Genomic DNA, 25,285 nt, shown 5'->3' with positions numbered 1-25,285 from the left:
ACAGTTGCGGCGGGCCGCTGATTCCCGGGTTGGTCAACCGCAGGGGCGCGGGTTGGCCACGCCGGGCAGGTGTTGTTCGCGTTTGTGGTCGGTCAGCACACCGCGGGTGGTGGCGCAGATCCGCTGGATGGCGTGTTCGAGGTCCAGGTCCAGCAGGTGCACGGCGCCGGAGCCGTCGGCGGTGGCCAGGTGGCGGCCGTCTGGGGTGAAGGCCAGCGCGTAGCCGTCGCCGTTGCCGGTGCTGATCGGCTCGCCCAGCGGACCCGGCGCCGGGCCGGTGTGCCAGAGGCGGAGGGTGGCGTCGGTGCTGGTGCTGGCCACGGTGGCGCCATCGGGGCTGATGGCGACCGCGGAGACGGATCGGCTGTGCCCGGTCAGGGGCTCGCCGATCTGCTCCGGGGCGGCGGGGTTGGTGACGCGCCACCGGCGGACGCTCTGGTCGGCGCTCGCGGTGGCCAGGGACCGGCCGTCGGCGCTGAAGGCGACCGTGACCACGGCGCCCTGGTGGCCGGTGACCTTGCCGAGCGGCCGGGGTTCGCGCGGGTTGTCGACCTGCCACAGCCGCACGGTGTGGTCGCCGCCCGCGGTGGCCAGGATCTTGCCGTCGGGGCTGAACTCGGCGTGCCCGACGTAGCCCTCGTGTCCGGTCAGCCTGGCCACCGACACGGGGTGGGCCGGATCGCTGATGTCCCACAGCTGCGCGGTTTCCTCGCTGTCGCCGGTGGCCAGGGTGCGGCCGTCGGGACTGAAGGCCAGCGCGGCGGTGTGCCGGGTGCCCAGGGTGAGCACCGGTGAGATCGGCCTTGGCCGGGCGGGGTCGGCGAGGTCCCAGAGCTGGAGGATCTTGGCATGGCTGAGCACCGCCAGGGTGCGGCCGTCGGGGCTGAACCGGTTGTAGGTGCGGCAGGCACTACAGGACTTGAGCACGCCGGGGATGGCCGGGATCTCGCCCCACTGCCGGGGATTGGCCGGGTCGGCGGTGTTCCACAGGCGGACCGAGTTGTCCTTGGCCCCGGTCGCGGCGAGCCTGCCGTCCCTGGTGAAGGCGACCATGTTGACCGTGGAGCGATGCCCGATCAGCTGCGCGGCGGGCAGTGACCACAGCCGGACGAGGTGGTCGGAGCTGCCGGTGGCCAGGGTGGCGCCGTCGGGGCTGAAACCGACCGCGTACACATCGCCGCCGCCGGCCAGTGGCGTGCCGAGCGGGGCGGCGGTGGCCGGGTTGGCCACGTTCCACAGCCTGGCCGTGCCATCGGCCGCGCCGGAGGCCAGGATCGCCGGGTTCAGCGGGCTGAACGCGACCGACCAGACCCCGCCGGTGTGCCCGGTCAGCGGCGGTCCGAGCGGACTGCCGTCGGCGGCGCTCCACAACCGGACCGTGTTGTCCTGACTGCCGGTGGCCACCGTGCGGCCGTCGGGGCTGAAGGTCACCGAGTGCACCAGGAAACCGTGCCCGGTCAACGCTTTGCCGCGGCGCTGCGGACGGGCCGGATCGCTGATGTCCCACAGCAACGCGGTGGTGTCGTCGCCACCGGAGGCCAGCGAACGCCCGTCCGGGCTGAACGCCAGCGACCGCACCGGACCGGTGTGCCCGGCCAGCGGCCGGTCCAGCGGCACCGGGCGGGCCGGGTCGGCGACCTGCCACAGCCGGACGGTGCGATTGTCGTTGCCCGCGGCCAGGATCCGGCCGTCCGGGCTGAACGCGACCAGGTAGATCGAGCCCTCGCCGGTGCTCAGCGGCTCACCCAGCCGGAGCGGGCGGTCCGGGTTGGTGAGGTCCCACAGCAGCACCGTGCCGTCCTTGCCGGAGCTGGCCAGGGTGCGGCCGTCCGGGCTGAACACCGCGGCGCTGAGCCAGCCCCGGTGCCCGGTCAGCGGCTGCCCGAGCTGGCGCGGGCTGGTCCGGTCGCGCACGTCCCACAGCCGGACCGTGCCGTCCTCACCCGCACTGGCCAGCAGGTCGCCGCGCGGGCTGAAGGTGGTCAGGTAGACGTTGCCGCGGTGCCCCGGCAGTGCGGTGGCCAGCGCGGTCCGCTGGGTGCCGAGCAGCCGGGTGCGCACCCGGTCCTCGGCCGGGCGCAGCCGGTGCGCGGTCAGCAGCAGCTGCGCGGACAGCGAGGGATCGCTGTCCCGCAGCCGGTCCGCCTCGGCCACGGTCTGCCGGAACACCGCCTCGTCCCGCTGGGCCAGCGCGGTCGAGCGCTGCTGCCCGGCCACCACCGCCGCGGTCGCCGCGACCAGCGCGAACCCCACCACCGCGGCCACCAGCCGACGCAGCCTGCGGTTCTGCCTGGCCGCCCTGGCCGTCTCGTCCTCGTGCACGGCCACGCTGGCCCGCAGGAACCCGGTCTCCCGCTCGGTGAGCATCGGCCGGTGCGTCCCGGCGAAATCCCTGGCCAGGGACAGCCGGGTGCCACGGTAGAGCGCGCCGGGATCGCGGTCGAGGGACTCCCACTGGGCCGCGGCCTCGGTGAGCTGGCGGTGCAGCCGCAGGCCCTCGCGGTCGGTGGCCAGCCATTCGCGCAGCCGCGGCCAGCAGCGGATCAGCGCCTCGTGGGTGATCTGCACGCTGTCGGCGTCCAGCACGATCAACCGCGCCTCGGCCAGCCGGTCCAGCACCTCGGCCGCGGCCGGATCGGTCAGGTCCAGCTCGGCCCGGCGCACCCGCCGCCCGGTGTCCTCACCGCCCTCGCCGAGGGCGATCAGCCGCAGGAACAACTGCCGCGCCCACAGCTGCCGCTCGCCGCCGAGTCCGGTGTAGACGGTCTCCGCGGTGTGCGCGATGGCGTCCGTGATCCCGCCGCTGGCCTGGTAGCCGGACAGGGTGAGCGCATTGCCCCGCCGTCGCCGCCAGGTCTCCAGCAAGGCGTGCGAGACCAGCGGCAGCACCCCCGGCCGCCCGGTCGCCTCGGCGATCACCTGCGACACCAGCGCGGCCTCCGGCACCGCACCGGCCTCGAGCGCGGGCCGGGTGATCACCTCGCGCAGTTCCGCGGTGCTCATCGGCCCGACCACGAGTTGCGCCGCACGCAGCACCGGCACCAGGTCCGGGTACCGGGTGCAGTGCTCGTAGAAGTCGGCCCGCACCCCCAGCACGATCCGCACCCGGCTGTCCGGCGCCCCGGCCGCGGTGCTCAGCAGGGCCAGGAACCGCCCGCGCTCGGCCTCGTCGGCGCACAGCGTGAACAACTCCTCGAACTGGTCGGCCACCAGCACCAGATCGGTCTCCGGCGGCCGGTGCGCCAGCGCCCGCGACACGGTCAGGTGCAGGGCGCCCGGCTCGGCGAACTCCCGGACGAGGTCGCCTGCCGACCGGCCGGTCAGCGCGGCCAGCCGCACCGCGCACTCCTCCACCGGCCGCGGCCCAGGGGTCAGCAGCACGGTGGGCAGCCCGCGGGCGCGCACCCGGTGCAGCAGCCCGGCCCGCAGCAGCGAGGACTTGCCCGAGCCGGACGGCCCGACCACCGCGACGAACCGGTGCCGCCGCACCAGGTCGTCCAGTTCCGCGACCAGCTGCTCCCGGCCGAAGAACCGGGCGGCGTCGCCGACCTGGAACGCGCCGAGTCCCACATAGGGCTCCGGGCCGGGGGTCGCGGGCGGGGGAGTGTCGGCGAGTTCGGCGGCCACCTCGTGCCAGCGCCGTTCCCAGCCACCCACGTCACCACCGCAGGCCCGGACGTAGGCCAGGGTGACCTGCAGGCTCGGCAGGGTGCGGCCACCGGCGGCCGAGGACAGCACGGAGGCCGACACGTGCGCGAGTTTCGCCAGCTCACGGTAGGTGATGCCGCCGGCAAGCCTGCGCAGTGCGCGCAGGTCGGCGGCGAAGCGCGTCAGGGCGCCGTCACCGGATTCCAGCGGCTGCTCCGCGCGTGGCACGGCGCTCCCTCCCGGCTTGTGGCGACTGTGCGGGTCCGTTCTACACGCCGGGTGTGGTGCGGACCGATTTGGCGTTGACAGGTGTGCCACCGTGGATCTCCGTGAGTGACCACGACGTCGTCAAGATCCGGCAACTGGCCGGGCTGGCCACCCCGATGGCGCTGCGGGTCGCGGTGACCCTTGGCCTGCCGGACCGCCTGCGCGGCACCGCCGCCACCGCCGGGCAGCTGGCCGCCGAGCAGCGGCTGTCCCCGATCGCGCTGGAACTCCTGCTGGCCCATCTGGCCACGCTGGAGATCCTCGAACACACCGGCGGCGGCTACCGGACCACCGAGTTCGGCGCGACCCTGTGCACCGACGCGGACAACGGCCTGACCAACTTCCTGCACTTCGACCTGGCCGGTGGCCGCGCCGACCTGGCCTTCACCGAACTACTGCACAGCGTCACCACCGGCGAGGCCGGGTACGCCCGCAAACACGGTCGCGACTTCTGGGCTGACCTGGCCGGACAGCCGCACCTGCGCGAGTCCTTCGACCGGCAGATGACGCACCGCTTCCGCGCGCAGGTGCCGGGAATCGTGGCCGGTTTCGACTGGGGCCGCTTCACGGAGCTGGTCGACGTCGGCGGCGGGGTCGGCACCCTGCTCGCCGCGATCCTGACCGCCCACCCCGGCCTGCGCGGCCACCTGGTCGACCTCGAACCCACCGCGACCGCGGCCGGCCACACCTTCCGCGAGCAGGGACTCGACGACCGGGCCCTGGCCAGTGCGGGCAGCTTCTTCGACCCGCTCCCACCCGGCGCGCAGGCGTATCTGCTGTGCGACATCCTGCACGACTGGGACGACGAGCACGCGCACCGCGTCCTGGCCCGCTGCGTCCAGGCCCTGCCCGCCGACGGGCGGATCCTGGTCATCGAAGCGGTCGCCGGACGCAAGGCCGACACCGAGTTCGACCTGGCCATGCTGGTGATCTTCGGCGGCCGGGAGCGCACCGTCGAGGAGTTCCGCGCCCTGGGCTCGGCACACGGGCTGACCCTGGACGCGGTGACCGACCTGACCGACCAGCGCTGCCTGCTGGAGTTCCGCGTTAGCTGACTCCCGCCGTCCGGACTTGTTGTCCAGCCAACACAAAACCACCCGGATCCGCGCCCGGCACGCGCGTCCGGTGACAAGACCGCGCCACCCCGGCCAGGCCAGACTGAACACGCGACACCAGTCCCCGACCTGCGAAGGAGATGGCGGAGCTGTGCGGTTTCGGGTGCTCGGCGCACTGGAGTTACCCCTGGGCGTGCGGCCGGTGCGCGCCGGTTACCAGCGGGGTGTGCTGGCCCTGTTGCTGCTGCGGCACAACTCGGTGGTCGCCACCGGCGAGCTGCTCGGCGCGCTCTGGCCGGGCAACCGGCCGCGCACGGCCCGCAAGATGCTGCAGAACGCGGTGTGCGGACTCCGGAGCGCACTGGCGGCGGAGGCGGCCGGACCGGGTTCCCCCCTGCTGCTGACCCATCCGCCCGGCTACCTGCTGCGGGTGGCCGAGGACGATCTCGACCTGGTCCGGTTCCGCCGCCTGACCCGCCGGGGCCGGGCGGAACTGGCCGCCGGGGAACCGTTGGCGGCAGCGGGATCGCTGTGGGCGGCGGCCGCGTTGTGGCGCGGACCCGCCCTGTCCGACCTGCCGATGACCAGGAACTGGCCGGAGGTGGCCGGGTTGCGCCAGGAGTTCCTGTCCACAATGGAGGATTGGGCGGTGGCCGAGCTGTGTGCGGGCGGGCAGCGCCGGGTCGCCGATGAGCTGGAACCACTGGTGCGGGCCGAGCCGACCCGGGAACGGTTGTGCGTGCTGCTGATGCGCGGGCTGTACGCCGCCGGACGGCAGGCGGACGCGCTCGCGGCCGGGCGGCGCAGCCGGATCATGCTGGCCGAACGACTGGGCCTGCGGCCGGGACCGGAGTTGCGGGACACCGAACTGGCCATCCTCCGGCACGAACTGCCACCCCTGCCCGGCCGGTGAACCGGACCGGGGCGGCCGGGCGGGCTCAGTCCCGGTGCGCGGGCAGCAGTTTCCGCGCGGACAAGGCCATCATCAGCTCCAGCCGCGCCCTCGGCTCCACCAGCGCCGGGCCGAACAGCACCCGCAGCTGCCGGATCCGGTTGCGCACGGTCTGCGCGTGCACGTACAACCTGGCCGCCACCGACTCGGTGTCCTGCCCGCTCCGCAACCAGTGCGACAGCGTCTCGGCCAGCAACTCCTGCTTGTCCGCCCGCAACGCCAGCAGCGGGGCCAGCCGGGTGCGCACCAGCAACCGGGCCAGGTCCTTGTCCCGCAACAACATCAGCGTGCTCAGATGATCGGTGCAGTGCACCAGTCCGGCGTCAACGGTGGTGACCGCGAGCAGATCGCGGGCCCAGCCCAGCGACTGCCCGGCCTGGTGCAGTGACACGGTCGGGCCCACCGCCGCGGTCCACCCGCGCAACGTCCTGGCCAGTAGCGCGGCCCGCCCCGGCCCGTCCGGATCGGGCACCAGCAGCACCGGCCGCCTGCGGTCCACGTCGATGAGCACGTCCGGCGGCAGCATCAGCAACCGGTGCTGACCCACCCCCGGATCGGCCAGCGCCACCGCGGCGATGGTCGAGGGCAGCGGCCAGTCGTTGCGCTCGGCCAGCTCCCTGACCAGCGCCGACCCGGCGAAGTCCTCGGTGAGCACCGCCTCCAGGAGCTGCTGCCGCCGGCAGCGCTGCCGGTCGCTGATCCTGGCCGCGGTCTCCTTGTACGCGGTGACCACCTCGGTGGCGACCTCGTCCATGTAGTCCAGCACCTGCACGCCGAGCCGGGCGAGCGCGGCCGAGTCCAGGTGCCGCCCCGCGTTCACCGCGGCCACGTGCTGCCAGACCACCTTGGTGGCCACCGCCAGACAGCAGCGCACCACCTCTACCGCCACCCGGTGGTGGCAGAGCCTGCGGCCCAGCGACCAGCAGACCTCCAGCCGTTCCGGTCCCGGTGGCCGGCCGTCCCGGATGCCGCTGATGAACAACTCGATCAGCAGCCGCGCGCCTTCACGCAGGAAAGTCGAGTCGGGCATGGTGCACATCGGTGGCCTGGCCACCATTTCACGCCAGATCGACTCACTCGTCTGCGCGACGAGGGGATCCAGCAGTTCCGCCAGTGACGCGGGAAGCACAGGGTGGCCTCGGTGATTGTCGACGGCTGAGCGGACGAACCCGGGATGTGGGAGAGGTTCGGCCAGTGGGCGAGGCGAAACACTGGCCAGATTGCGGGTTACTCGCCAGTAACTTGGCGCGGGAGACGGTTGCCGGCGCCGTCGGGTTCGCGAGCCAGCAGCGTGGCCAGTTCCACCCGGGAGCTGAGGCCGAGCTTGGCCAGGATGTTGGAGACGTGGAACTGCACGGTCCGCCGGGAGACGAACAACCGCTCGGCCACCGCCGGATTGGACAGCCCGGCCGCGACCAGTCCGGCCACCCGGCGCTCGGTCCCGGTCAGGCTGACCAGGCCGGTCTTGGGCCTGCCGCGGGTGCCCCTGGCGCCCCGGTACACGCCGTGCGCGCGCAGCCGGGACTCGGCCCGGTGCACATCCCAGTCCGCGCCCAGCCGCAGGTACACCGCGAGCGCGGCGTCGAAGGGCGCCCTGGCCGCGACCGGATCGCCGGTGGCGGCCAGCACCGCGGCCAGGTCCTCGTCGCAGCGGGCCCGGAACAGCACCCAGGAAGTCCCCTCGTACAGCTGGGCCGCCGCACGCAACGGGGCAGGATCCTGGTGCAGCAAGCCCTGACAGTGCCGGTCCACCGCGTGCAGACCCGCGCCCGAACCGGGTCCGAGCAGCACCCGGATGTCGTTGGTCAGCCGCTCGGCGAGGACCTGGTTGCCGGCGTCCAGGGCCAGGCTCACCAGCCCGGGGAACAGCCAGGCCAGTGAGGCGCGGATCTTCGGCGTCAGCCCGCGGTCGGCGGTGGTCAGGAACCGGCGCAGCGCCTCCTGCGGCCCGCGTTCGCACAGCTCGAGCAGGCTGTGCGCCCACAGCGGCAGGAACTCGTAGAAGGGCGCGCCGGTGGTGGGGCGCACGGTGCGGGCCACCGCGTCCAGGTAACCGCGGGCGGCGGCCAGGTTGCCCCGGTGCGCCTCGATGATCGCGGCCAGGCTGTGCAGCGGCAACGCCTCCCACCGCTCATCCGGCTCCGGCCCGGACCGCACCTCGGCCAGCGCGTCGTCCCAGTCGCCCCCGGCCAGCAACACCACCGCGCGATCGAGCCTGCACTGCGCGACCAGGGTGCCCCAGCGCTGCTCGGCGATCCGCCGGGCCAGCCCGGTCTCGGCCTCGGCCGCCTCGGCCCGGCCGAGTTCGAGCAGCGCGTAGGCGCGGATCAGGTGCAGTGCGATCAGCCGGTCGCCGGTGATCTCCGCGGCCGGGGCCAGCCGCAGCGCGCGGGCGGTGAAGTCCATCGCGTCCTGGCTGTGCCCGCGTAGTCGGTGCACCATGGCCAGGGTCTCGTAGGCGTCGACCAGGGACCGGGTGTCACCGAGTTCGCGGGCCTGCCGCTCGGCCTGCCACGCGTAGCCCTCGGCCCGGCCGAACTCGCCAAGGGTGAACAGCACCACCGAGGCGAAGGCGCGGAACCGGGTCGCCTCCAGCGCGGACACCGCGGGGGAGTCGAGCGCGTGCCGGATCTCGGTCAGCGCCAGGTCGGGGCGCCCGTCCGCGTAGGGCGCGTGCGCGAGCAGCCAGCGCAGCGTGCACTCCTCCGCGGGTTCGGGCCGGGAGGCCAGTGCCCGCCGGGCCTGGTCCTCGGCCGCGCTGACCTGCCCGCAGCGCATCAGCGCGCAGGCCAGGTGCACCCGCAGCCGGGGGAGCAGCGGGTCGGCCGGATCGCCGAGCGCGGTGGCCGTGCCCAGCAGCGCCACCGCGGTCTCCGGCATGCGCAGGGTGAGCTGCTCGGCGTACTCGCCCAGCCAGGCCAGCACCCGCGCGTCACCGGAGGGTTCGCCGGCGGCGAGTTGTTCGGCCACCCGCTCCACCGTGACCCCGGCGCCCGCCAGCGCCAGCCCCGCCTCCAGGTGCCGGACGGCGCGCAGGGGTGCGGGCATCGCGTCGTGCAGGGCCTGCCGGACCAGGTCGTGCTGGAAGACCAGGCGGTCCTGCTCGACGATGAGCACCCCGGCGGCCACCGCGTCGGCCAGTGCCGAGGTGGTGTGCGGCACCGACTGCCCGGTGACGACGGCGATCTCGCTGACGGTGTGCCCGGACCCGAGCAGCGCGCAGGCCCCGAGCGCCTCGGTGGTGCGCGGGGTGAGGAAGTCCAGCCGGTCCAGGATGGCCGCGCTCAGCGATCCGGGCGCCCGGCGCACGGTGGCCTCGGCGGTGCCGCCGGTGATCGCGATGCCCCCGTGCCGCAGCAGTCCGTCCAGCAGCTCCCGCACGTACAGCGGATTGCCGCCAGCGGTGCCCAGCAGCTCCAGCAACACCGGTCCCACTCGCGCGCCGAGCGCCTGCTCGGCCAGCTCACGCACGTCCGGCGCGGGCAGTGGACCCACCGGCACCAGCACCCCGCCCCGGCTGACCAGGCTGCGCCGCAACCGTTCCAGCGCCGAGGTGCGCGGGACGGAGCGAGTCGCCGCGATCAACAACACCGGCAGGTCCCGAAGGGCCTTGCCCACCTGGTGCAGCACCTGGACGCTGGAGGAGTCGGCCCAGTGCAGATCGTCCACCACCAGGGCGAGTGGTCCGTCCACGCACAGCTCGTCCAGCAGCGACAGGATCGACTCCACCACCACCACCAGTTCCCGGTCGGCCACCGGCACCGCCAGCCGCCCACCGTGCCGGATCTGGTGCGCGATCGTGGCCCGGCGCCAGTCGGTGGAAGAGGTCCGCAGGTCCAGCGCACCGGAGACCGCGGCGAAGGGCAGGTGCTGCTCGATCTCCTCCGCACAGCCGGCGAAGAGCTGGATTCCCCGGTGCAGCGCGGATTCCTGCACCACACCGAGCAAAGCGGTCTTGCCACAGCCCGGATCGCCGTCGAGCAGCACCGCGTGCCCCGCCCCGGCGACCACCTCGTCGAGCAACGGATCGATCCGGGCCAGTTCCGCGGCCCGGCCGAGCAACATCCGGCTCGACAGGCTCATCCTCGCCACCTCCGGCCCACATGAATACCCGCGGGCCGGCCGGAACCGCTACCTCCGTTCAGTCTCGGAGAAGTTCAGCCCAATTTTTCAAGTAGCGATCCGGCCGTTCAGCCTCGGCACCGCACGGCCGCCACCCCGAAACCCGCCACCCCGCACCCCGCCGTCCGTCGGTTCCCACTCCCGCCGAAGCTGGCTACAGTGAGTTCTGGGAGCGCTCCCAGAAATCCCCTGCACCTCGATCCTCAAAGAGGAGGACGGCATGGCGCGCAACAGATCCGCCCCCCGCGCACTCTTGATCCTGACCGCGATCACCACCCTGCTCGCGGGCCTGCTGACCGGCATCGCGACCGCCCACGGCTCAGTCACCGACCCACCCACCCGCAACTACGGCTGCTGGAAACGCTGGGGCGGCGACCACCTCAACCCCGCCATGGCCACCCGCGACCCCATGTGCTGGCAAGCCTGGCAGGCCAACCCCACCACCATGTGGAACTGGAACGGCCTCTACCGCGAACACCTCAACGGCAACCACCGAGCCAACATCCCCAACGGCCAACTCTGCAGCGGCGGCCGAGCGGAGAACGGCCGCTACAACTCCCTGGACGCCGTAGGAAACTGGCAGCCGGCCACCAAACCCCGCCGCTTCACCCTCACCCTGACCGACGAAGCCAAACACGGCGCCGACCACATCCAGGTCTACGCCACCAAACCCGGCTACAACCCGGTAACCCAACCCCTGTCCTGGGACCACCTGGAACTGCTCACCCACACCGGCCGCTACGCCCCCAGCAGCGCCTACCGAGTGGAAGTCAACGCGGGCAACCGAACCGGCCGCCACCTGCTGTGCACCATCTGGCAGGCCAGCCACATGGACCAGTCCTATTGTTTGTGCAGCGACGTGGTCTTCACCGCCTGACACACTGGCTTCCATGGCCGACCCCCCGGGCGCGCACAACCAGTTTCGTGGTGGCGATCCGGGCGCGGTGGTGCAGGCGGGCTCCATCCACCACCTGACCTTCACCGGCACCGGAACGCCACCGGTCGTTCCCCGGCAACTGCCATTGGCGGTGCCGGGGTTCACCGGCCGGGCGGAACAGCTGGCGGCACTGGATGCCCTGCTGGCGGAGGGCGGGGCGGTGGTGATCTCGGCGGTGGACGGGACCGCGGGGGTCGGCAAGACGACGCTGGCGGTGCACTGGGCGCACCGGGTGCAGCAGCACTTCCCGGACGGGACGCTGTTCGTCAACCTGCGCGGGTACGGTCCTGCCACGCCGGCGAATCCGGAGGAGGTGCTGGCGGGATTTCTCCAGGCACTTGGTGTTGCGGCGGAACGGATTCCGTTGGGGGTGGAGGCGCAGGCCGGGTTGTATCGGTCGGTGCTGGCGGGGCGGCGGGTGCTGATCGTGCTGGACAACGCGAACGCGGTCGAGCAGGTTCGTTCGTTACTGCCGGGCAGTCCCGGCTGCATGGTGCTGATAACGAGTCGGTCCAGCCTGACCGGATTGGTGGTCGGTGAGGCGGCCAACCGTTTCACTCTGGATCTGCTCAATCCCGCTGAGGCATACCAACTCCTGCGAACAACACTCGGCGAAGCCCGGATCGCCGCCGAACCCCTGGCGGTCGCCGCGCTGATCCGCTACTGCGCCCGGCTGCCATTGGCGTTGCGTATCGCCGCCGCCCATCCATACGCGACGGTTGGCGAACTCGTCACGGAGATGGCCGAAGATCGGGCCCGACTGGACATCCTCAGCGACACCGGGGACCAGACCCTGGCGGTGCGGGCGGTCTTCGACTGGTCCTATCGCAAGCTCGCCGACGAGCAAGCGCGGATGTTTCGACGACTGGGGCTGCATCCGGGCCCCGAGATCAGCCTGCCGGTGGCTGCCGCACTTGGCGAAACCGGCCTCAACCCAGCCCGGCGACTGCTCAGCGCACTCGCCGACGCACACCTCCTGCAACGGGTAGCCCGGGATCGCTACCGTCTGCACGACTTGCTCCGTGCCTACGCTGCCGAACTCGTCGAGACTGAGGATTGTGCCCGCCTACAACGAATTCTGTTCGAGTGGTACGCCCACCACGCCAAGGTCGCCTACCAGGTCGCCGCGCCCGCCCTCGCATCTTGGTTCCCAATCCTGGAGACACCCACCGCGGCTCATCCGGTGATCACTTTCAGTGAGGCGGCTGTCGCCTGGGGATGGGCGGCCGAGGAGCGTGACAATCTTGTCGCCGTTGCCCGGAGCAGCGCCGACTGTGCCGAGGAAGATCTCGCGCTCGTGCTTCTCACCGCAGTGGTGGGATTCCTGTTCGCACGGGAGTCTGCCGTCGACGAGTTGGAACTCAACCGGCTTCGTCTGCAGCTGGCGCGACGTGTCGGTAATCGGGTCGCCGAGGTCGCCGCACTGAACTGCATGGGTGTGACGTTGCAGGAGCTTTCCCTTCTGGAAGAGGCGTTCCAGGCGTATCAGGGGGCGGCGGGATTGGCACGAGAGCTGGGCGATCGGCGGCGCGAAGCGGGCGCACTGCTGAACCTCGGGTACTGGTGCAACCACCAGGAACGGTACGTCGAAGCTCTCGACTACCTCCAAGAGGCGCTTCCCCTGAGTGGTGGTGCCCAGCGCGGGCGACAGGAAGGAGCCATCGAGAGTCACCTCAGCGTGGCGCACGCCGGGCTCGGCAACTACGAACAGGCCCTCCGTCACGCCAAGCGCGCCGTTGTCCTCCAGCGTCAAGCACCTGATCGATTGGCCGAATCGTGGTCACTCGAACTGATGGCCCGTGCTCACCAGGGATTGAGGGCACATCGGCAGGCCGTTGCCTTGTACGAGCAATCCTTGTCCACTAACGAGTATCGCCCGTATGGGAGGGCCAGATGCCTTCAGATGTTGGGGATCTCTTTGTGTCACATGGGTGAGACCGCTCGGGCGATCGAGTGCTGGCAGGAAGCGCTGGCCATCTTCGAGGACTTCGGCGACCACCGGGCAACGAGCGTGCAAGCCCTGCTCACACAGGCCAAGCCAACCCATCCACCGCCAACCACTCCTCCCCAGCCACCACCCCCGGCGTAACCCCGCTGAACCCCACCACCTCCCGATGCACCGCCCAATCAAACCGAACCAACCGAGCCGCCCGCTTGGGCCCCAACCCCACCTGCCCCCGAAACCGCTGCCACAACCCCATCCAGCTCCGCAAGCGCAACCCACCACGCAAATACCCGGCAACCAGATTCCCCCGCCGCTGATCACCACTCGCGACGCCTACCACCACCGGCCCGTCACCGAACCCCAGTACCAACGTGACCGCCGGATGCGGCACCACTCGCACATCAGCCGCACAACCCATCACCTGGTAGGGCGGGCGGCGATTGTGCGGTTCTTCGCCAACGACCACTGCTTCGTCGTCGAGCAGCGGGACGGCCTGATTCACCGGGCCCGGGAGTATGCGGACACCGCTCGCGGGCATCGCCAGGTGTTCGGCCTAGGGTATGGCGGTGAGCGTTGAGTTTGAGGCCTGGGTTACCGAGTTGGTCGGGGATGCGATTGAGGCGGGGCTGGTGCACCGGATCGAGGTGCGGTTCTCGCAGGTCCGGGGGGACCAGGTGATCAAGGTCGAACTTACCGGGCCCACGCCGCACCGGCTGGTGTTGCGGGTGCAGCAGGGTGGGGCGCTGCTGGATGTGGATGGGTCCGCGGCGATGGAGTTCGCCGAGGATGACGAGCAGGATCTGCGGGATCTGGAACACGTGCTGCGGGCCTATTGCCGTGGCGAGCTGGAGGTCCTGGTGGACCTGGGCGATGGTGGTTACCGGGCGTTGCGGGCCAGTGGGGGACAGCTCGGGTTCCCTGGCTCGGCGGTGCGGCTCGGGCGGGCGGAGTGGCGTCGGGTCGGCTGACCGCGGGCTGGCAGGATGCTGCCGTCGAGTGGCCGGAGTGATCACGCCGGGGGAGGGTTGCCGGGTGATGTGGTGGTGTCGAAGGGGATCGGCCGGGTTGGTGCTCGGGCTGGGATTGCTTGGGGCGTGCGGGAATCCGGCGCCGCCGGGCACCTCGGCGCCGACCTCGGCTGAGGTGAGCGTGACGACCGTGCCGACCTCGGCGAGTCCGGTGGCGAAGCCGCATGTGCTGGAGCTGGAGGTGACCGGCTCTGCCGTCATCGCCACGCTGACCTTCACCCTGGACGGGCAGGTCAGCGAGGAGCAGCAGGTCAAGCTGCCCTGGCGCAAGACGGTCGAGGTGCCGGCAGGCGGCGGCAAGCACGAGTGGCAGCTGAGCCTGCGGCACAGCGGTGGGACCATGGCCGCCACCGGCACGGTGAACGGGAAGCTGGTGACCCAGACCGCCGGGCGTGGGTCGCCGGGCAGCACCAATACCGCCAACCTGTCCGGCACCTTCCGGGACTAGGGCGTGTCCTCGAATGATCCAGCCGTTGCTGCCCGCTTCAGGGGTGCAGGGCCGTCCCCGGGTGGGTGACCGACGGGTGATCAACGGGATGCTGTTCTAAGCCAAGACCGCTCTGTCCTACCGGGCCATGATCGAGCTGGCCACACTCCTCAGCCGGCTTCGCGGACACGCCCTAGGGGGCCGATCCGGGGATAACCCGATACCGCGAGTGATCTTCTCCGGGCAGGCTGGATCCGCGTAGGACCGGAGAGGAGTCACATGAGTCGACGAGTTCTGCCGCTCATCGGCGTGATAGCGATCGCGAGCACGCTCGCGGCGGCGCCCGCGTTCGCCGAGCCTGCCGCGCCACCAGCGCCACCGATCAACTGGCAGCCTTGTGCGGAGAAACCGGAGGCGGAGTGCGGCACGGTGGAAGTGCCGGTGGATTGGTCGAAGCCGAACGGTGCGACCATCCAGATGGCAGTCGTCCGACGCAAGGCCGGCAGTCCAGAACAGCGAATCGGCTCACTGCTCTACCTGCAAGGTGGGCCGGGTGTGTCCGGCGTCTCGACCGTGCTCAACGCGGTCCCGTTCTCGCCCGAGATTGCCGCCAAGTTCGACATCGTCAGCTTTGACGCACGCGGTGTCGCCCGCAGCGCGGGTGTGCGATGCGATATGGAGCTACTTCGTGACATGCCTGAGTTCGTTCCGGACGGTACGCCCGAACAATTCGAACGGGTCCGCGGCTACGTCAAGCGACTCGGGGACAGCTGTCGGCAGCACAGTGGCGCGCTGCTGGACAACCTCGATACCGCGAGTGTGGCCAACGACATCGATGTGCTCCGCGCGGGTCTCGGAGAAGAGCAGGTCAGTCTTTTTGGCTTCTCCTACGGAACATTGACCGGCCAGATGTACGCTGAGCGATTCCCGAACCGGGTTCGCGCTCTGCTGCTGGACAGCGTGGTGGACCACAGCCTGGACACCGAGGAATTCGTTACCACCGGGGCAGCCTCGGCGGAGGACAGCTTCAACGCGTTCGTGAAGTGGTGCGCGGACACCCAGTCGTGCGCGCTGCATGGCGAGGACCTGCCTGCACTGTTCGATACCTTGTACGAGCGCGCGAAGCGCGGTGAGCTGCACAGGCCCGGATCGAACGAGAAGATGACCCAGACCGCGCTGAGCGAGATAGTGACCCGTGGGGGCTACGGTCCGGTCTGGCCATCGATGGCCACGTATTTGACGAGGTTGCGGGACGGGGGCACTGCGGACGTGGCAGCGCGCAGCCAGGAAACCCTTCCCGACAAACAGAAAACCAGTCCCGACGAGACGGCATTGTTCTGCGCGGACTGGAACACGCGCATCGACTCCGCGCGACACTTCCAAGAGTTGTGGGACAGGCAGGAGAAGGCCGCGCCGCACCTGCGTTACAGCATGCTTTGGAAATTCGCCTCGCTGTGTGCCTTCTGGCCGGCGGAGACGAAAAACCCACAGCATAAGCCGAGGCTGCACGGACCGGCGCCGGTGCTGATCATGAACGCGCTGCACGATCCGGTGAGTGGCTACAACTGGGCGACCAATGTGGACCGTCAGGTGAGAAGCGCCGAGCTGTTGACCTACGACGGTGGGGGTCACGGGGTGTACGCCCGCAATCAGTGCACCTTGCGGGCCGCCGACCGGTATCTGGTCGAGCTGACCATGCCGAAGCCGGACACGCACTGCCCAGCGGTGCCGCCGGAACAGCAGGGCAGTACGCCGATGTCGCAGATGGCCAGCGGGCGCTGACCCAGTACCGCACGCCGTGGCGCAAGCGGCAGTACCGGCCCTAGCCGTGCGCCCGGTCCTGCTGGTCCGGGACCACGGTGCCGTCGGCACGCAGCAGTGGGCCGCGAGTGCCGTCAGGGTGCACCGCGCCCGCCGTCGAGCACGGGTACGGGCCGGTCTTGGCCGGCATCGGGTCGATGAACATCGGGTTGGGCAGCCAGCGGCCGTCGGCGTTGTCGTAGGCGCGGCACATCAGTTCGGGCTTGTTGCGGTTGAGCGTGAGGTGCGCGCCGGTGGCGTCGGCGACGAAGCTGACGTCGGTGTCGGCGTCACCGGCGCCCAGCGCGATCCGGTGCGCCGGGTCCTGCTGGTTCCAGGCCGCCTTGCCCTTGATACCGAAGATCTCCTGGTTGACCAGGCAGCGCTTGCCGTCGATGTAGGGCAGCGCTTCGGGGTCGTCGCCGCAGCCGAGGGACTCGGTGGTGAGGCGGCCGTGCCGGGTCTGGTTGCGGATGCCGATGGTGTGACTACGGCCGACGCCCACGCCGCCGGACCAGGCCTCGGCGATCGGTTCGGCGCTGGCGGAGACGATGTAGACCTCGAACCCGGCCCGTCGCAGGGTGCGGATGAGGTCCTTCTGCTGGTCGTAGTAGCGGATGTAGCCGGCGATGGTGTGCGTGCCGACGGTCTGCCTCGCGCCGATGGGGGCACGCAGCTGCTCGGTGCGGGCCTTGCGGGCGAAGGACATCAGCGTCGCGGGGGTGTGCCCGGCGAACAGGTTCGGCACCCAGACGTAGGAGGGCTCGGTGCGGCGGTGGTTCCAGTCGCCGACGAAGGCCGCCGCGCCGCCCATGGTCCGCGAGCGCTCGCGGATCTCCATGATCTCGTCGGTGCAGGCGGTGTTGGTGGAGGTGGGCAGCGGCCTGCCGACCGGGGTGCCGGTGCCGCAGGCGGCGGTGAGGGCCTGATCGGCGGCGGGGGAGAGCCACTTGCTGGTGCTGGTCCAGGTCTTGGGGCGCAGGATCTTGTCGTGCTTGAGCGCCCAGGCCAGGGTGGCGTCGGTGATGTCGTTCTTGATCACCGTGTTGTCCCAGTCGAACACCGCCACCGGGCGCGGACCGGGCTTGCCCGCGCAGGTGCCGCGTTCGTCGATCATCCGCTGCAGCTTGGCCCGGTTGTCGCCGTGCCAGGGCAGGCTCGGGTCGAGGCGCGGGCAGTGCGCGGACTCGCCGGCCGGCGCGGCCTGGGCCGGGGTGACACCGGCGAGCAGGCCGAGCGCGGCGCACAACAGCACAGCGGTGGCCTTGCGCGGGGACATCGTGCGCACAGTGATCATCTCCAGGTTGTGGTGACCGGCGCCGCGATCATTCCGCGCACTTCCCGGATCCCGCAACCCGCTGTGCCCGTTGGTGTCCGCGATGTCCACTTCGGACTGGTCTAGCCCGCCTGCTCGGCCCCGCCGGCCCGGAACCGGTTGGTCCACACCGTGTTCATCGGGTACAAGCCCGAGAGCCCGGCCCCCGCCCGCACCTGCTCCCGGACGAACCCCTCCCGCGCCTCCTGCTCCACCGCCGACCGCGCCACCTCCTCGGCCAGCCCCGCGGGCACCACCAGCACCCCCTCCGCGTCGCCGACCAGCACGTCCCCCGGCTGCACCAGCACGCCGCCGCAGGCCACCGCGACCTGGGACTCCCACGGCACGTGCCGCGCCTCCAGCCCGGCCGGGTGCCCGCCGCGGTGGTACACCGGCAGGGGCAGCCCGGCGAAGGAGTCCGCGGCCAGCAGCGGGCCGTCGGTGACGATGCCCGCCGCGCCCCGGCCGGCCGCGCGCAGGGCCAGGATGTCGCCGATGGTGCCCGCGCCGGGGTCCTGGCGGGCGTCGATCACCAGGACCTCGCCGGGGGCGATCTCCTCCACCGTGCGGGCGCGCACGTCCAGGCCTGCGGGGTCCAGCCGCCAGACGTCCTCGCGCAGCGGCAGGCAGCGCAGGGTGCGGGCCAGGCCGACCAGGCGCAGGTCGGGGCGGGTGGGGCGGACGCCGGTGATCAGGTGGCCGGCCACGCCGTGCTGGCGGAGCTGGGCGGCCACGGTGGCGGTGCTGACCTCGCGCAGCCGGGTGATGGTCTCGGCGGCCAGGGTGCCGGGGCCGTGCGCGGCCTGGCGTTCGGTCTCGCCGAAGGCCGGTTGGGCGCCGGGCACGCCCAGGGGTTCGGGGTCCTGGCGGATGCGGGCGCGCAGTGGCGGGCAGCCGGTGAGGGTGACCTCGACCCGGTCGCCGGGCTCGACCAGCGGGGCGCGCGGCGGGCCGCCGGTGAGGATGAGGTCGCCGGGTTCCAGGGTGAGGGTGCGGGAGAGGTCGGCGACCAGGTAGCCGAAGTCGAAGGCCAGCTCCTCGGCGGTGACCCGGTGCGCGAGTTCGCCGTTGACGTGGCAGCTCAGTTCCAGCCCGGACAGGTCGGCGGGGATGGCGGGCAACGCCGGGCCGAGTGGGGTGGAGCCGTCGATGCCGTTGCTGCGCAAGGCCGAACCGTCGTCGGCGGCGTGCAGGTCGAACACGGTGAACTCCAGCGCCGCGGCCAGCCCGGCCAGGTGCCCGAACGCCTCCGCGCGCGGCACCCGGCGGGCCCGTTCGCCGATCACCAGCGCGAACCGCGCGGTCACGCCCAGCGCCAGGCAGCCCTGCGGGCGCAGCACCACCTGGTCGGAGCCGGTCAGCGCGGTGGCCGGTTTCAGGTAGTAGGAGGGGTGGCCCGGCCGGTGCGCCCGGACCGCGATGACCTTGCCAGGGCGCTGGGCTAGCGGGCCATCGTCGTCTCCGGACACGGGTGGTCCCTTCCGCAGTCGGGGGTGCTGGCAGCTTGCTACCCCGGCGTCAATCTGGACAATGGCGGTCCCGCCACACTTCACCGGGCACCCGATGTCGGATCCGACATCAGCCGAGGAGGAGCCGTGACCACCGCCCGCATCACCCTGGCCGAGCTGGTCGACCTGCTCGGCCCCGCACTGGCCGGAGTCGTCTGCGCGCCACACGGCCTGGACCACCCGGTGGGCACGCCGGAACTGCTGGACACCACCGATCCGGCCCCGGTCGAACCCGGTGCGCTGCTGCTGGGCATCGGACTGGTCCCCGGCCAGCTCCGGCTCACCACCGCCATCCAGCGGGCCGCCGCCGGACCGGCCGCGGCGCTGGTGATCAAGAGCAGGGGCCACTCGGTGGACACGGTGCGCGCGGCAGGCGAACTGGCCGGGCTGGCGGTGCTGGACGCGGCAGCCGAACTGCCCTGGCCGCGGCTGCAACTGTTGTGCGCCACCGTGTTGCGCTCGGACCCCAGCGCCTCCGGCCCGGTCCCGCCGCTGATCGCGCCACTGGTCACGGTGCCGACCGGCGACCTGTTCGCGCTGGCCAACGCCACCGCGGCACTGGTCGGCGGGGCGGTGGCGATCATGGACACCGACCACGTGGTGCTGGCCTACTCCAGCCTGGCAGGCCAGCGCATCGACGAGACCCGCCGCCGCGGCATCCTGCTCCGCCGGGTACCCGAGGACGCGCTGCCCTACCACCTGCTCGCCGAGGTCTGGAACAGCCAGGAACCGGTCCGGGTGGCCCGGCCCGGCGACATGGTCCGACTCGGCCTGGTCATCCGCGCCGGGCCGGAGGTGCTGGGCTCGCTGTGGATGCTGGTGGAGGACGAGGTCGATCCGGCCGCCTGCGCGCCTGCCCTGCACCAGGCCGCCCACCTCGCCGCGCTGCACCTGTTGCAGCTGCGCAGGCACGCCGACGCCGACCAGGACCGCCGCAACGCCGCCCTGCGCACCGCACTGGACTCCGCCGAACACGCCACCGGCCTGGACCTGCCCGCCCACCTGCTCGCCCTCGCGCCACCGGCGGAGGCCGAACCCACCCAGCGCAGGCTCACCGGCAGCCACCTGCTCGACCTGGCCGTGCTGGCCGGGCGCGCCTTCGGTATCGAGGTGGCCGCCACCCTGGCCCAGGACCGGCTCTACCTGCTGCTGCCCGGCGGCGAACCCGAGCGCGCGCAGGCGGTGATCTTCGCCGGACAGCTCCTGGAGCGGGCCAGGGCGAGTCTGCGCGGGCCGTGCCGGGCGGTGCTGGGCGCGTTGATCACCACCCCGGCGGAGTTGTGCGCGCAACGCGCCGACGCCGACGCGGCCCTGACCCACCTGCACCGCACCGGCACCACCGGCCTGGCCGAGCTGGACGGGCTGCGCACCGAGATCGTGCTGCGCCGGGTCACCGACCTGGTGGCCTCCCGCCCCGAACTGCGCACCGGCCTGGCCGAGCGGATCCGCGCGCACGACGAGCGCGGCGGCACCGAGTACGGGCACACCCTGCTCACCTACCTGCGGGCTTCCGGCGACATCAGCGCCACCGCGGAAACCCTGCACGTGCACCAGAACACCGTGCGCCAGCGGCTGCGCCGGGCGGGCGAGCTGTTCGGGATCGATCTTGGCCACCCCGGGGTGCGGCTCGCGCTGTGGCTGGAGCTGACCGCGGCCCTGGGCTGATTGCCGGGAAATCGTTGACATCCTGGCCAAACAAAGGAAGCCTTCCTAACTAACCGCCGCTGCTCGTCCCATCCCTGTCAGTTCACTGGGAGGCACAAGTGGCACTCCGCCCCCGATTACTCGCCCTGTTGGCGGCCTTGGCATTGGCAGCGCCAACCCCAGCCCTGGCCAACGCGGTCGCGGTCGCGACCGAGTACCAGGCCGAGACCGCGACCATCTCCAACGGCGTGGTCGAGTCCAATCACGCCGGGTTCACCGGCACCGGCTTTGTCAACTACGACAACGAGACCGGCAGCTACGTGGAGTTCACGGTCAACGCCGCCACGGCGGGACCGGCCACGCTGATCTTCCGTTACGCCAACGGAACCACGGCCAATCGGCCGCTGAACGTCACGGTGAACGGCCGGGCCGCGGTCAGCGGACTGGCCTTCCCCGGCACGGGCGCCTGGACCACCTGGCGCACCGCCACCGCCTCGGTCACCCTGACCGCCGGGGCCAACAAGATCCGCGGCACCGCGACCACGGCCAACGGCGGCCCGAACCTGGACCGCCTGGACGCGGAGACCGCCAGTGGTGAGCCGGACACCGAACCGCCCACCATCCCGGGGAATCTGCGCTCCACCGCGGTCTCGGCCACCAGCGTCACGCTGGCCTGGAACCCTTCCACCGACAACGTGGGCGTGGCCGGGTACGAGGTCCAGCGGGACGGTGTGACCGCGGGCAACCCGACCGACACCGGCACCACCGTCAGCGGCCTGAGCCCGAACACGAACTACACGTTCTCGGTGCGGGCCAAGGACGCCGCTGGCAACCTGTCCGGCTGGAGCGCGAGCATCCAGGTCAAGACCTCGACGGGCGGCGGCGGTGGCCGCCCGGCCGACATCAACGGGCAGTTGCACGTCTGTGGCGTCAAGCTGTGCAACCAGTACGGCAAGCCGATCCAGTTGCGCGGCATGAGCACGCACGGCATCCAGTGGTACAGCCAGTGCGTGAAGACGGCCTCGCTGGACGCGCTGGCCACCGACTGGGGCGGCGATGTCCTGCGCATCGCCATGTACATCCAGGAGGGCGGCTACGAGACCGACCCGCGCAAGTTCACCGACATGGTGCACGGCTACATCGAGGAGGCCACCAAGCGCGGCATGTACGCCCTGGTCGACTGGCACCAGCTGACCCCTGGCGACCCGAACTACAACCTGGCGCGGGCCAAGACCTTCTTCACCGAGATCGCCCAGCGGCACAAGGACAAGACCAACATCATCTACGACATCGCCAACGAGCCCAACGGCACCGCGTGGGCGAAGATCAAGACCTACGCGGAGCAGATGATCCCGGTGATCCGCGCGCAGGACCCGGACGGCGTGGTCTTCGTGGGCACGCACGGCTGGGGCTCCTTCGGCATCTCCGACGGCCGCGACGAGTCCGACATCATCAACAACCCGATCAACGCCACCAACTTCATGTACACCTTCCACTTCTACGCGGCCTCGCACCACGACGAGTACTTCAACTCGTTGCAGCGGGCCGCCTCCAGGATCCCGATCTTCATCACCGAGTTCGGCACCCAGACCTCCAGCGGTGACGGCGGAAACGACTTCGCCTACTCGCAGAAGTACCTGGACTTCCTGGCGGCCAACAAGATCGGCTGGACGAACTGGAACTTCTCCGACGACAACCGCTCCGGCGCGGTGTTCAAGCCCGGCACCTGCGCAGGCAGCAACTTCACCGGCACCGGCGTGCTGAAGCCGGCCGGGATCTGGATCCGCGATCGCATGCGGACTCCGGACGAGTTCCCGACCGGCTGATCGAGGACGCGGGCGGCCGTTGCGCGACGGCCGCCCGCGTCACAGCACCTTCAGCCCCACCACACCGGCCACGACCAGCCCGAGGCAGAGCACCCTGGCCACGGTCACCGGATCCTGGTTGGCCACCATGCCGTAGACGGTCGCGCCCACCGCGCCAATGCCCACCCAGGCCAGATAACCGGTGCCGACCGGGATCTGGCGCAACGCGTAGGCCAGTCCGCCCATGCTCAGCACCAGCCCCACCACGAACACGATCGTCGGCACCGGGCGGCGCAGACCGTCGGACACGCTGAGCGCGACCGCCCACACCGCCTCGAAAACACCGGAAATGACCAGCACAACCCACGCCATCAGACACCTCGCAGCAGCAAGAAACCGACATTGCCCACTGCGCCGTCTTGTCGAAGCCGGGTACGACGCGCTCGTCCGGGGCCGCCGTCGCCGACGACCACCTCCAAGCTAGCACGCCGCACTCAGGGCGCGACCACGAGCAGCTCCGCGGGTGCCCGCACCAGCCTGCCGATCTCCCGGGGGGTGAAGCCGGGTGCCCAGCGCAGGGTGGGCAGGGCGCGCAGCAGGGTGCCGACGCCGATCTCGGCCTCCACCAAGGACAATCGGGCGCCCAGACAGAAGTGCCTGCCCGCGCCCAGGCTCAGCTGACTGGCCCTGGCGGTGAACTCCCTGGCCACCGTGGCCTCGGCGAACCTGGTGAGGTCGTAGGCGTCCGGGTCGGGGAAGCGCACCGGATCGCGGTTGGCCGAGCCCACCACGCAGCCGACGGTGGCCCCCGCCGGGATCCGCCCGATCGGCAGCTCGACCGCCTCGCTGGTCTGCCTGCTGACCACGTGGAAGGGCGGGTTGCGCCGCAGGCTCTCCGCCCAGGCCCGCGGGGTGACCTCGGCCGGATCAGCCCGGACTTCGTTTAGCGCCAACGGGTTCTCCAGCAGGTTGACCAGGTAGGAGGCCATCGCCTTGTCGGTGCTCTCACTGCCCGCGCCGACCAGGTTGGCGCAGAAGCCCCTGATCAACTCGTCGGCCAGCGGCTGTCCGTCCACAGTGGCCTGACACAGGTTGGAAAGCAGGTCGGGGCCAGGATTCCGGCGGCGCTGGGCGATCTGGTCGTCGAGGTAGGCGGAGAACTCCGCGCGCACGGTGCGGCCCCGCGCGAACAGGGACGGGTCCTGCCGATCGTTGGCCAGGAAGGAGATCTGGGTCGGGAACCAGCGCAGGAAATGGGCTTCGTCGGCGGGCGGCAGGCCGAGCACGGAGATCACCGTGCGGTGCGGCAGCAGCCGGGTGAAGTGCTCGACCAGGTCGACCGGCCCGTGCCGCAACCGCTCCAGCACCCCGGCCACCAGGTCGTCGGTGATCCGCTGGACCTCCACCCGCAGCCCGGCCAGTGCCTTGCCGAGGAAGGCGGGGGTGATCACCGCGCGGTGCTTGCTGTGTTCCGGGCCGTCCATCTGCATGATGGTGGGGCCGACCACCGGCGCGAGCTGCCAGACGTAGTTGGCCGAGTTGAACCGGGGATCGGTGAGGACGAGGCGGACGTCCTCGTAGCGACTCAGCAACCAGGTGTCGATCGGCTCGTCGTAGAAGAGTGGGAAACGGTTGCGCAGCAAGGCATAGAAGGCGTACGGGTCGTGCTCGCAGTCCGGCCACAGCAGACTCGGCACCGTGCGCGCACTGTCCACCAGGTCCAGCGCCGGACCGGGAATGGCCTGCTGCCTGCGGTAGCGACTGCTGTCCCGATGCCAGTCCAGCGAGGCGCGGATCGTCTCGCCCAGCCGTCGCGGGAACGAGCTTTCCGCTTGCGCCGCAAGGCGTTCGAACTCCTTGGTGCGCCGCATGATCGCCTGCTCGGCGGCGTCCACGGCCTGTTGCCAGGACAGGTCCAGCTCGTTCCTGAGCACCAGCACCAGGTTCGCCGACTCGCCGAAGCCGAGATCCTTCTCCAGCGAGTACACGTCGTTGGTCCAGGCGATCGCGTCCGCGGCGCACTCCCGCAGGCGCTGGGTGGACTCGTTCGGTTCGGACTCCGGACCGTCCAGCACCTCGATGAGGTCGAAGAAGACGTCCGCGCCGAAGAGCGCCCGACGCAGCGGGGCGTAGGCGGATTCCGGCAGCACGGCGTCCGGCAGGCCACGCAGTCGGACCGATTCCCTTTGCGCGGCAAGATGTTCGGCCAGGTGCCGGGTGAACCGCCGTTGCCAGTCAAGCCCGCCCAGAGCGGCGGTGCGTGGCCACAGGTCGTTGGCCAGCACCGCGCTCATCGGCTCGGCGGCGGCGGGATCAGGCGGCCGGATCGGCGGTGGGAGCGCTGTCGGCCGGGTCGCCTCGGCCACCGCGACGGCGAAGGCGGCCAGCCCGTCCTGCTCCGCCCACGGACCGTTGTCCACCCGGTCGTCCAGCAGCAGCATCCACAGGAACCAGTCCAGCAGCACCGAGGCCCGCCCCGGGTCGGCGCCGCCCAGCATCGCGCCACCCAGGTCCAGCAGATTCGACCCGAGCAGCCGCCCACGCCCGCGCAGGCTGATCACCCCGTGCCGCTCGCCCCACCGGCAGGTCCGCGCCCGCAAACCGGCCCAGTCGGCCCGGCGCGGCGGAGGTGGGAACGGGGCGACCAGGTCCGGCAGCCGGTAGCGAATCGCGTCACGCAGCGTATCCGTCATGCGCTGGCCCGGCGGGTGATCCTGGCTGAGCACATGTGACTTCCCGGGTCCGGTGCGGTGGCTGATTCACGATGGTAAGCAGCGCAAATCCGGCCGGACAACCTGGTTAACCCCACGGAGGTGGCGAAGTTCCGGATTG

The 25,285-nt window shown here is 71.3% G+C and carries 16 protein-coding genes and 1 riboswitch; of the genes, 9 read left to right on the top strand and 7 right to left on the bottom strand.

The genetic code is table 11. The features are described from left to right. Positions 1-33 precede the first annotated feature (33 nt). Positions 34-3,876 carry an nSTAND1 domain-containing NTPase gene (locus HNR67_RS30395; RefSeq protein ID WP_312988351.1) on the bottom strand — a complete coding sequence of 1,281 codons (3,843 nt, stop codon included), beginning with the start codon at positions 3,874-3,876 and terminating at the stop codon, positions 34-36. A gap of 101 nt (positions 3,877-3,977) precedes the next feature. Here HNR67_RS30395 and HNR67_RS30390 point away from each other — a divergent pair, with 101 nt between their 5' ends. Both HNR67_RS30390 and HNR67_RS30385 read left to right on the top strand, forming a co-directional pair. Beyond that, positions 3,978-4,970, top strand: coding sequence for a methyltransferase (locus HNR67_RS30390; RefSeq protein ID WP_407645148.1), 993 nt, complete (start codon positions 3,978-3,980; stop codon positions 4,968-4,970). A 151-nt stretch (positions 4,971-5,121) separates the two neighbouring features. After that, positions 5,122-5,883 (top strand): AfsR/SARP family transcriptional regulator, encoded by a 762-nt coding sequence (locus tag HNR67_RS30385; protein ID WP_185005607.1) that lies wholly within the window; start codon positions 5,122-5,124, stop codon positions 5,881-5,883. A gap of 25 nt (positions 5,884-5,908) precedes the next feature. Here the strand turns inward: HNR67_RS30385 and HNR67_RS30380 are convergent, their stop codons facing one another. Together HNR67_RS30380 and HNR67_RS30375 are read right to left on the bottom strand one after the other, a co-directional pair. Continuing rightward, positions 5,909-6,952: a PucR family transcriptional regulator gene (locus HNR67_RS30380; RefSeq protein ID WP_185005606.1), complete on the bottom strand. Its 1,044-nt coding sequence runs from the start codon at positions 6,950-6,952 to the stop codon at positions 5,909-5,911. Between the two features lie 197 nt (positions 6,953-7,149). Beyond that, entirely contained in the window at positions 7,150-10,005 is a 2,856-nt protein-coding gene (locus HNR67_RS30375) for an ATP-binding protein (protein ID WP_185005605.1), read from the bottom strand. A gap of 259 nt (positions 10,006-10,264) precedes the next feature. Here HNR67_RS30375 and HNR67_RS30370 point away from each other — a divergent pair, with 259 nt between their 5' ends. The 5 genes from HNR67_RS30370 (at position 10,265) to HNR67_RS30350 (ending at position 16,163) form a co-directional block, all read left to right on the top strand. Continuing rightward, entirely contained in the window at positions 10,265-10,921 is a 657-nt protein-coding gene (locus tag HNR67_RS30370; protein ID WP_185005604.1) for a lytic polysaccharide monooxygenase auxiliary activity family 9 protein, read from the top strand. A 13-nt stretch (positions 10,922-10,934) separates the two neighbouring features. After that, on the top strand, positions 10,935-13,070 hold the full coding sequence (locus HNR67_RS30365; protein ID WP_185005603.1) for an ATP-binding protein: 2,136 nt from the start codon (positions 10,935-10,937) through the stop codon (positions 13,068-13,070). A gap of 422 nt (positions 13,071-13,492) precedes the next feature. Continuing rightward, a complete protein-coding gene (locus HNR67_RS30360) occupies positions 13,493-13,894 on the top strand; it encodes a hypothetical protein (RefSeq protein ID WP_185005602.1) in 402 nt (133 codons plus the stop codon). A 181-nt stretch (positions 13,895-14,075) separates the two neighbouring features. Beyond that, the gene (locus HNR67_RS30355) at positions 14,076-14,402 is read left to right on the top strand and encodes a hypothetical protein (protein ID WP_185005601.1); all 327 of its coding nucleotides are present in this window, start codon (positions 14,076-14,078) and stop codon (positions 14,400-14,402) included. 258 nt (positions 14,403-14,660) lie between these two features. Continuing rightward, positions 14,661-16,163: an alpha/beta hydrolase gene (locus HNR67_RS30350; RefSeq protein WP_185005600.1), complete on the top strand. Its 1,503-nt coding sequence runs from the start codon at positions 14,661-14,663 to the stop codon at positions 16,161-16,163. Between the two features lie 40 nt (positions 16,164-16,203). Here HNR67_RS30350 and HNR67_RS30345 read toward each other — a convergent pair whose 3' ends face one another. Both HNR67_RS30345 and HNR67_RS30340 read right to left on the bottom strand, forming a co-directional pair. Further along, positions 16,204-17,568 (bottom strand): HAD family hydrolase, encoded by a 1,365-nt coding sequence (locus HNR67_RS30345; RefSeq protein ID WP_312988346.1) that lies wholly within the window; start codon positions 17,566-17,568, stop codon positions 16,204-16,206. Positions 17,569-17,579: 11 nt separating this feature from the next. Then, complete coding sequence (locus HNR67_RS30340) at positions 17,580-18,965, bottom strand: fumarylacetoacetate hydrolase family protein (RefSeq protein WP_185005599.1); 1,386 nt, start codon at positions 18,963-18,965, stop codon at positions 17,580-17,582. Positions 18,966-19,091: 126 nt separating this feature from the next. Between HNR67_RS30340 and HNR67_RS46435 the strand changes: the two genes are divergently transcribed. Together HNR67_RS46435 and HNR67_RS45070 are read left to right on the top strand one after the other, a co-directional pair. Continuing rightward, on the top strand, positions 19,092-20,669 hold the full coding sequence (locus HNR67_RS46435) for a PucR family transcriptional regulator (RefSeq protein WP_185005598.1): 1,578 nt from the start codon (positions 19,092-19,094) through the stop codon (positions 20,667-20,669). A gap of 98 nt (positions 20,670-20,767) precedes the next feature. Then, positions 20,768-22,474: a cellulase family glycosylhydrolase gene (locus HNR67_RS45070; RefSeq protein WP_312988344.1), complete on the top strand. Its 1,707-nt coding sequence runs from the start codon at positions 20,768-20,770 to the stop codon at positions 22,472-22,474. Between the two features lie 39 nt (positions 22,475-22,513). Here HNR67_RS45070 and HNR67_RS30325 read toward each other — a convergent pair whose 3' ends face one another. Both HNR67_RS30325 and HNR67_RS30320 read right to left on the bottom strand, forming a co-directional pair. Beyond that, a complete protein-coding gene (locus HNR67_RS30325) occupies positions 22,514-22,825 on the bottom strand; it encodes a DMT family transporter (protein ID WP_185005597.1) in 312 nt (103 codons plus the stop codon). A gap of 36 nt (positions 22,826-22,861) precedes the next feature. Beyond that, positions 22,862-22,926: riboswitch (guanidine-III (ykkC-III) riboswitch) on the bottom strand. Positions 22,927-22,947: 21 nt separating this feature from the next. Beyond that, entirely contained in the window at positions 22,948-25,146 is a 2,199-nt protein-coding gene (locus HNR67_RS30320; protein WP_185005596.1) for a cytochrome P450, read from the bottom strand. Positions 25,147-25,285 lie beyond the last annotated feature (139 nt).

It is taken from the genome of Crossiella cryophila (assembly GCF_014204915.1).
Lineage (GTDB): Bacteria > Actinomycetota > Actinomycetes > Mycobacteriales > Pseudonocardiaceae > Crossiella > Crossiella cryophila.
Note: the sequence above shows the minus strand (reverse complement) of the source record. Positions and strands in the feature narration are given on the sequence as shown.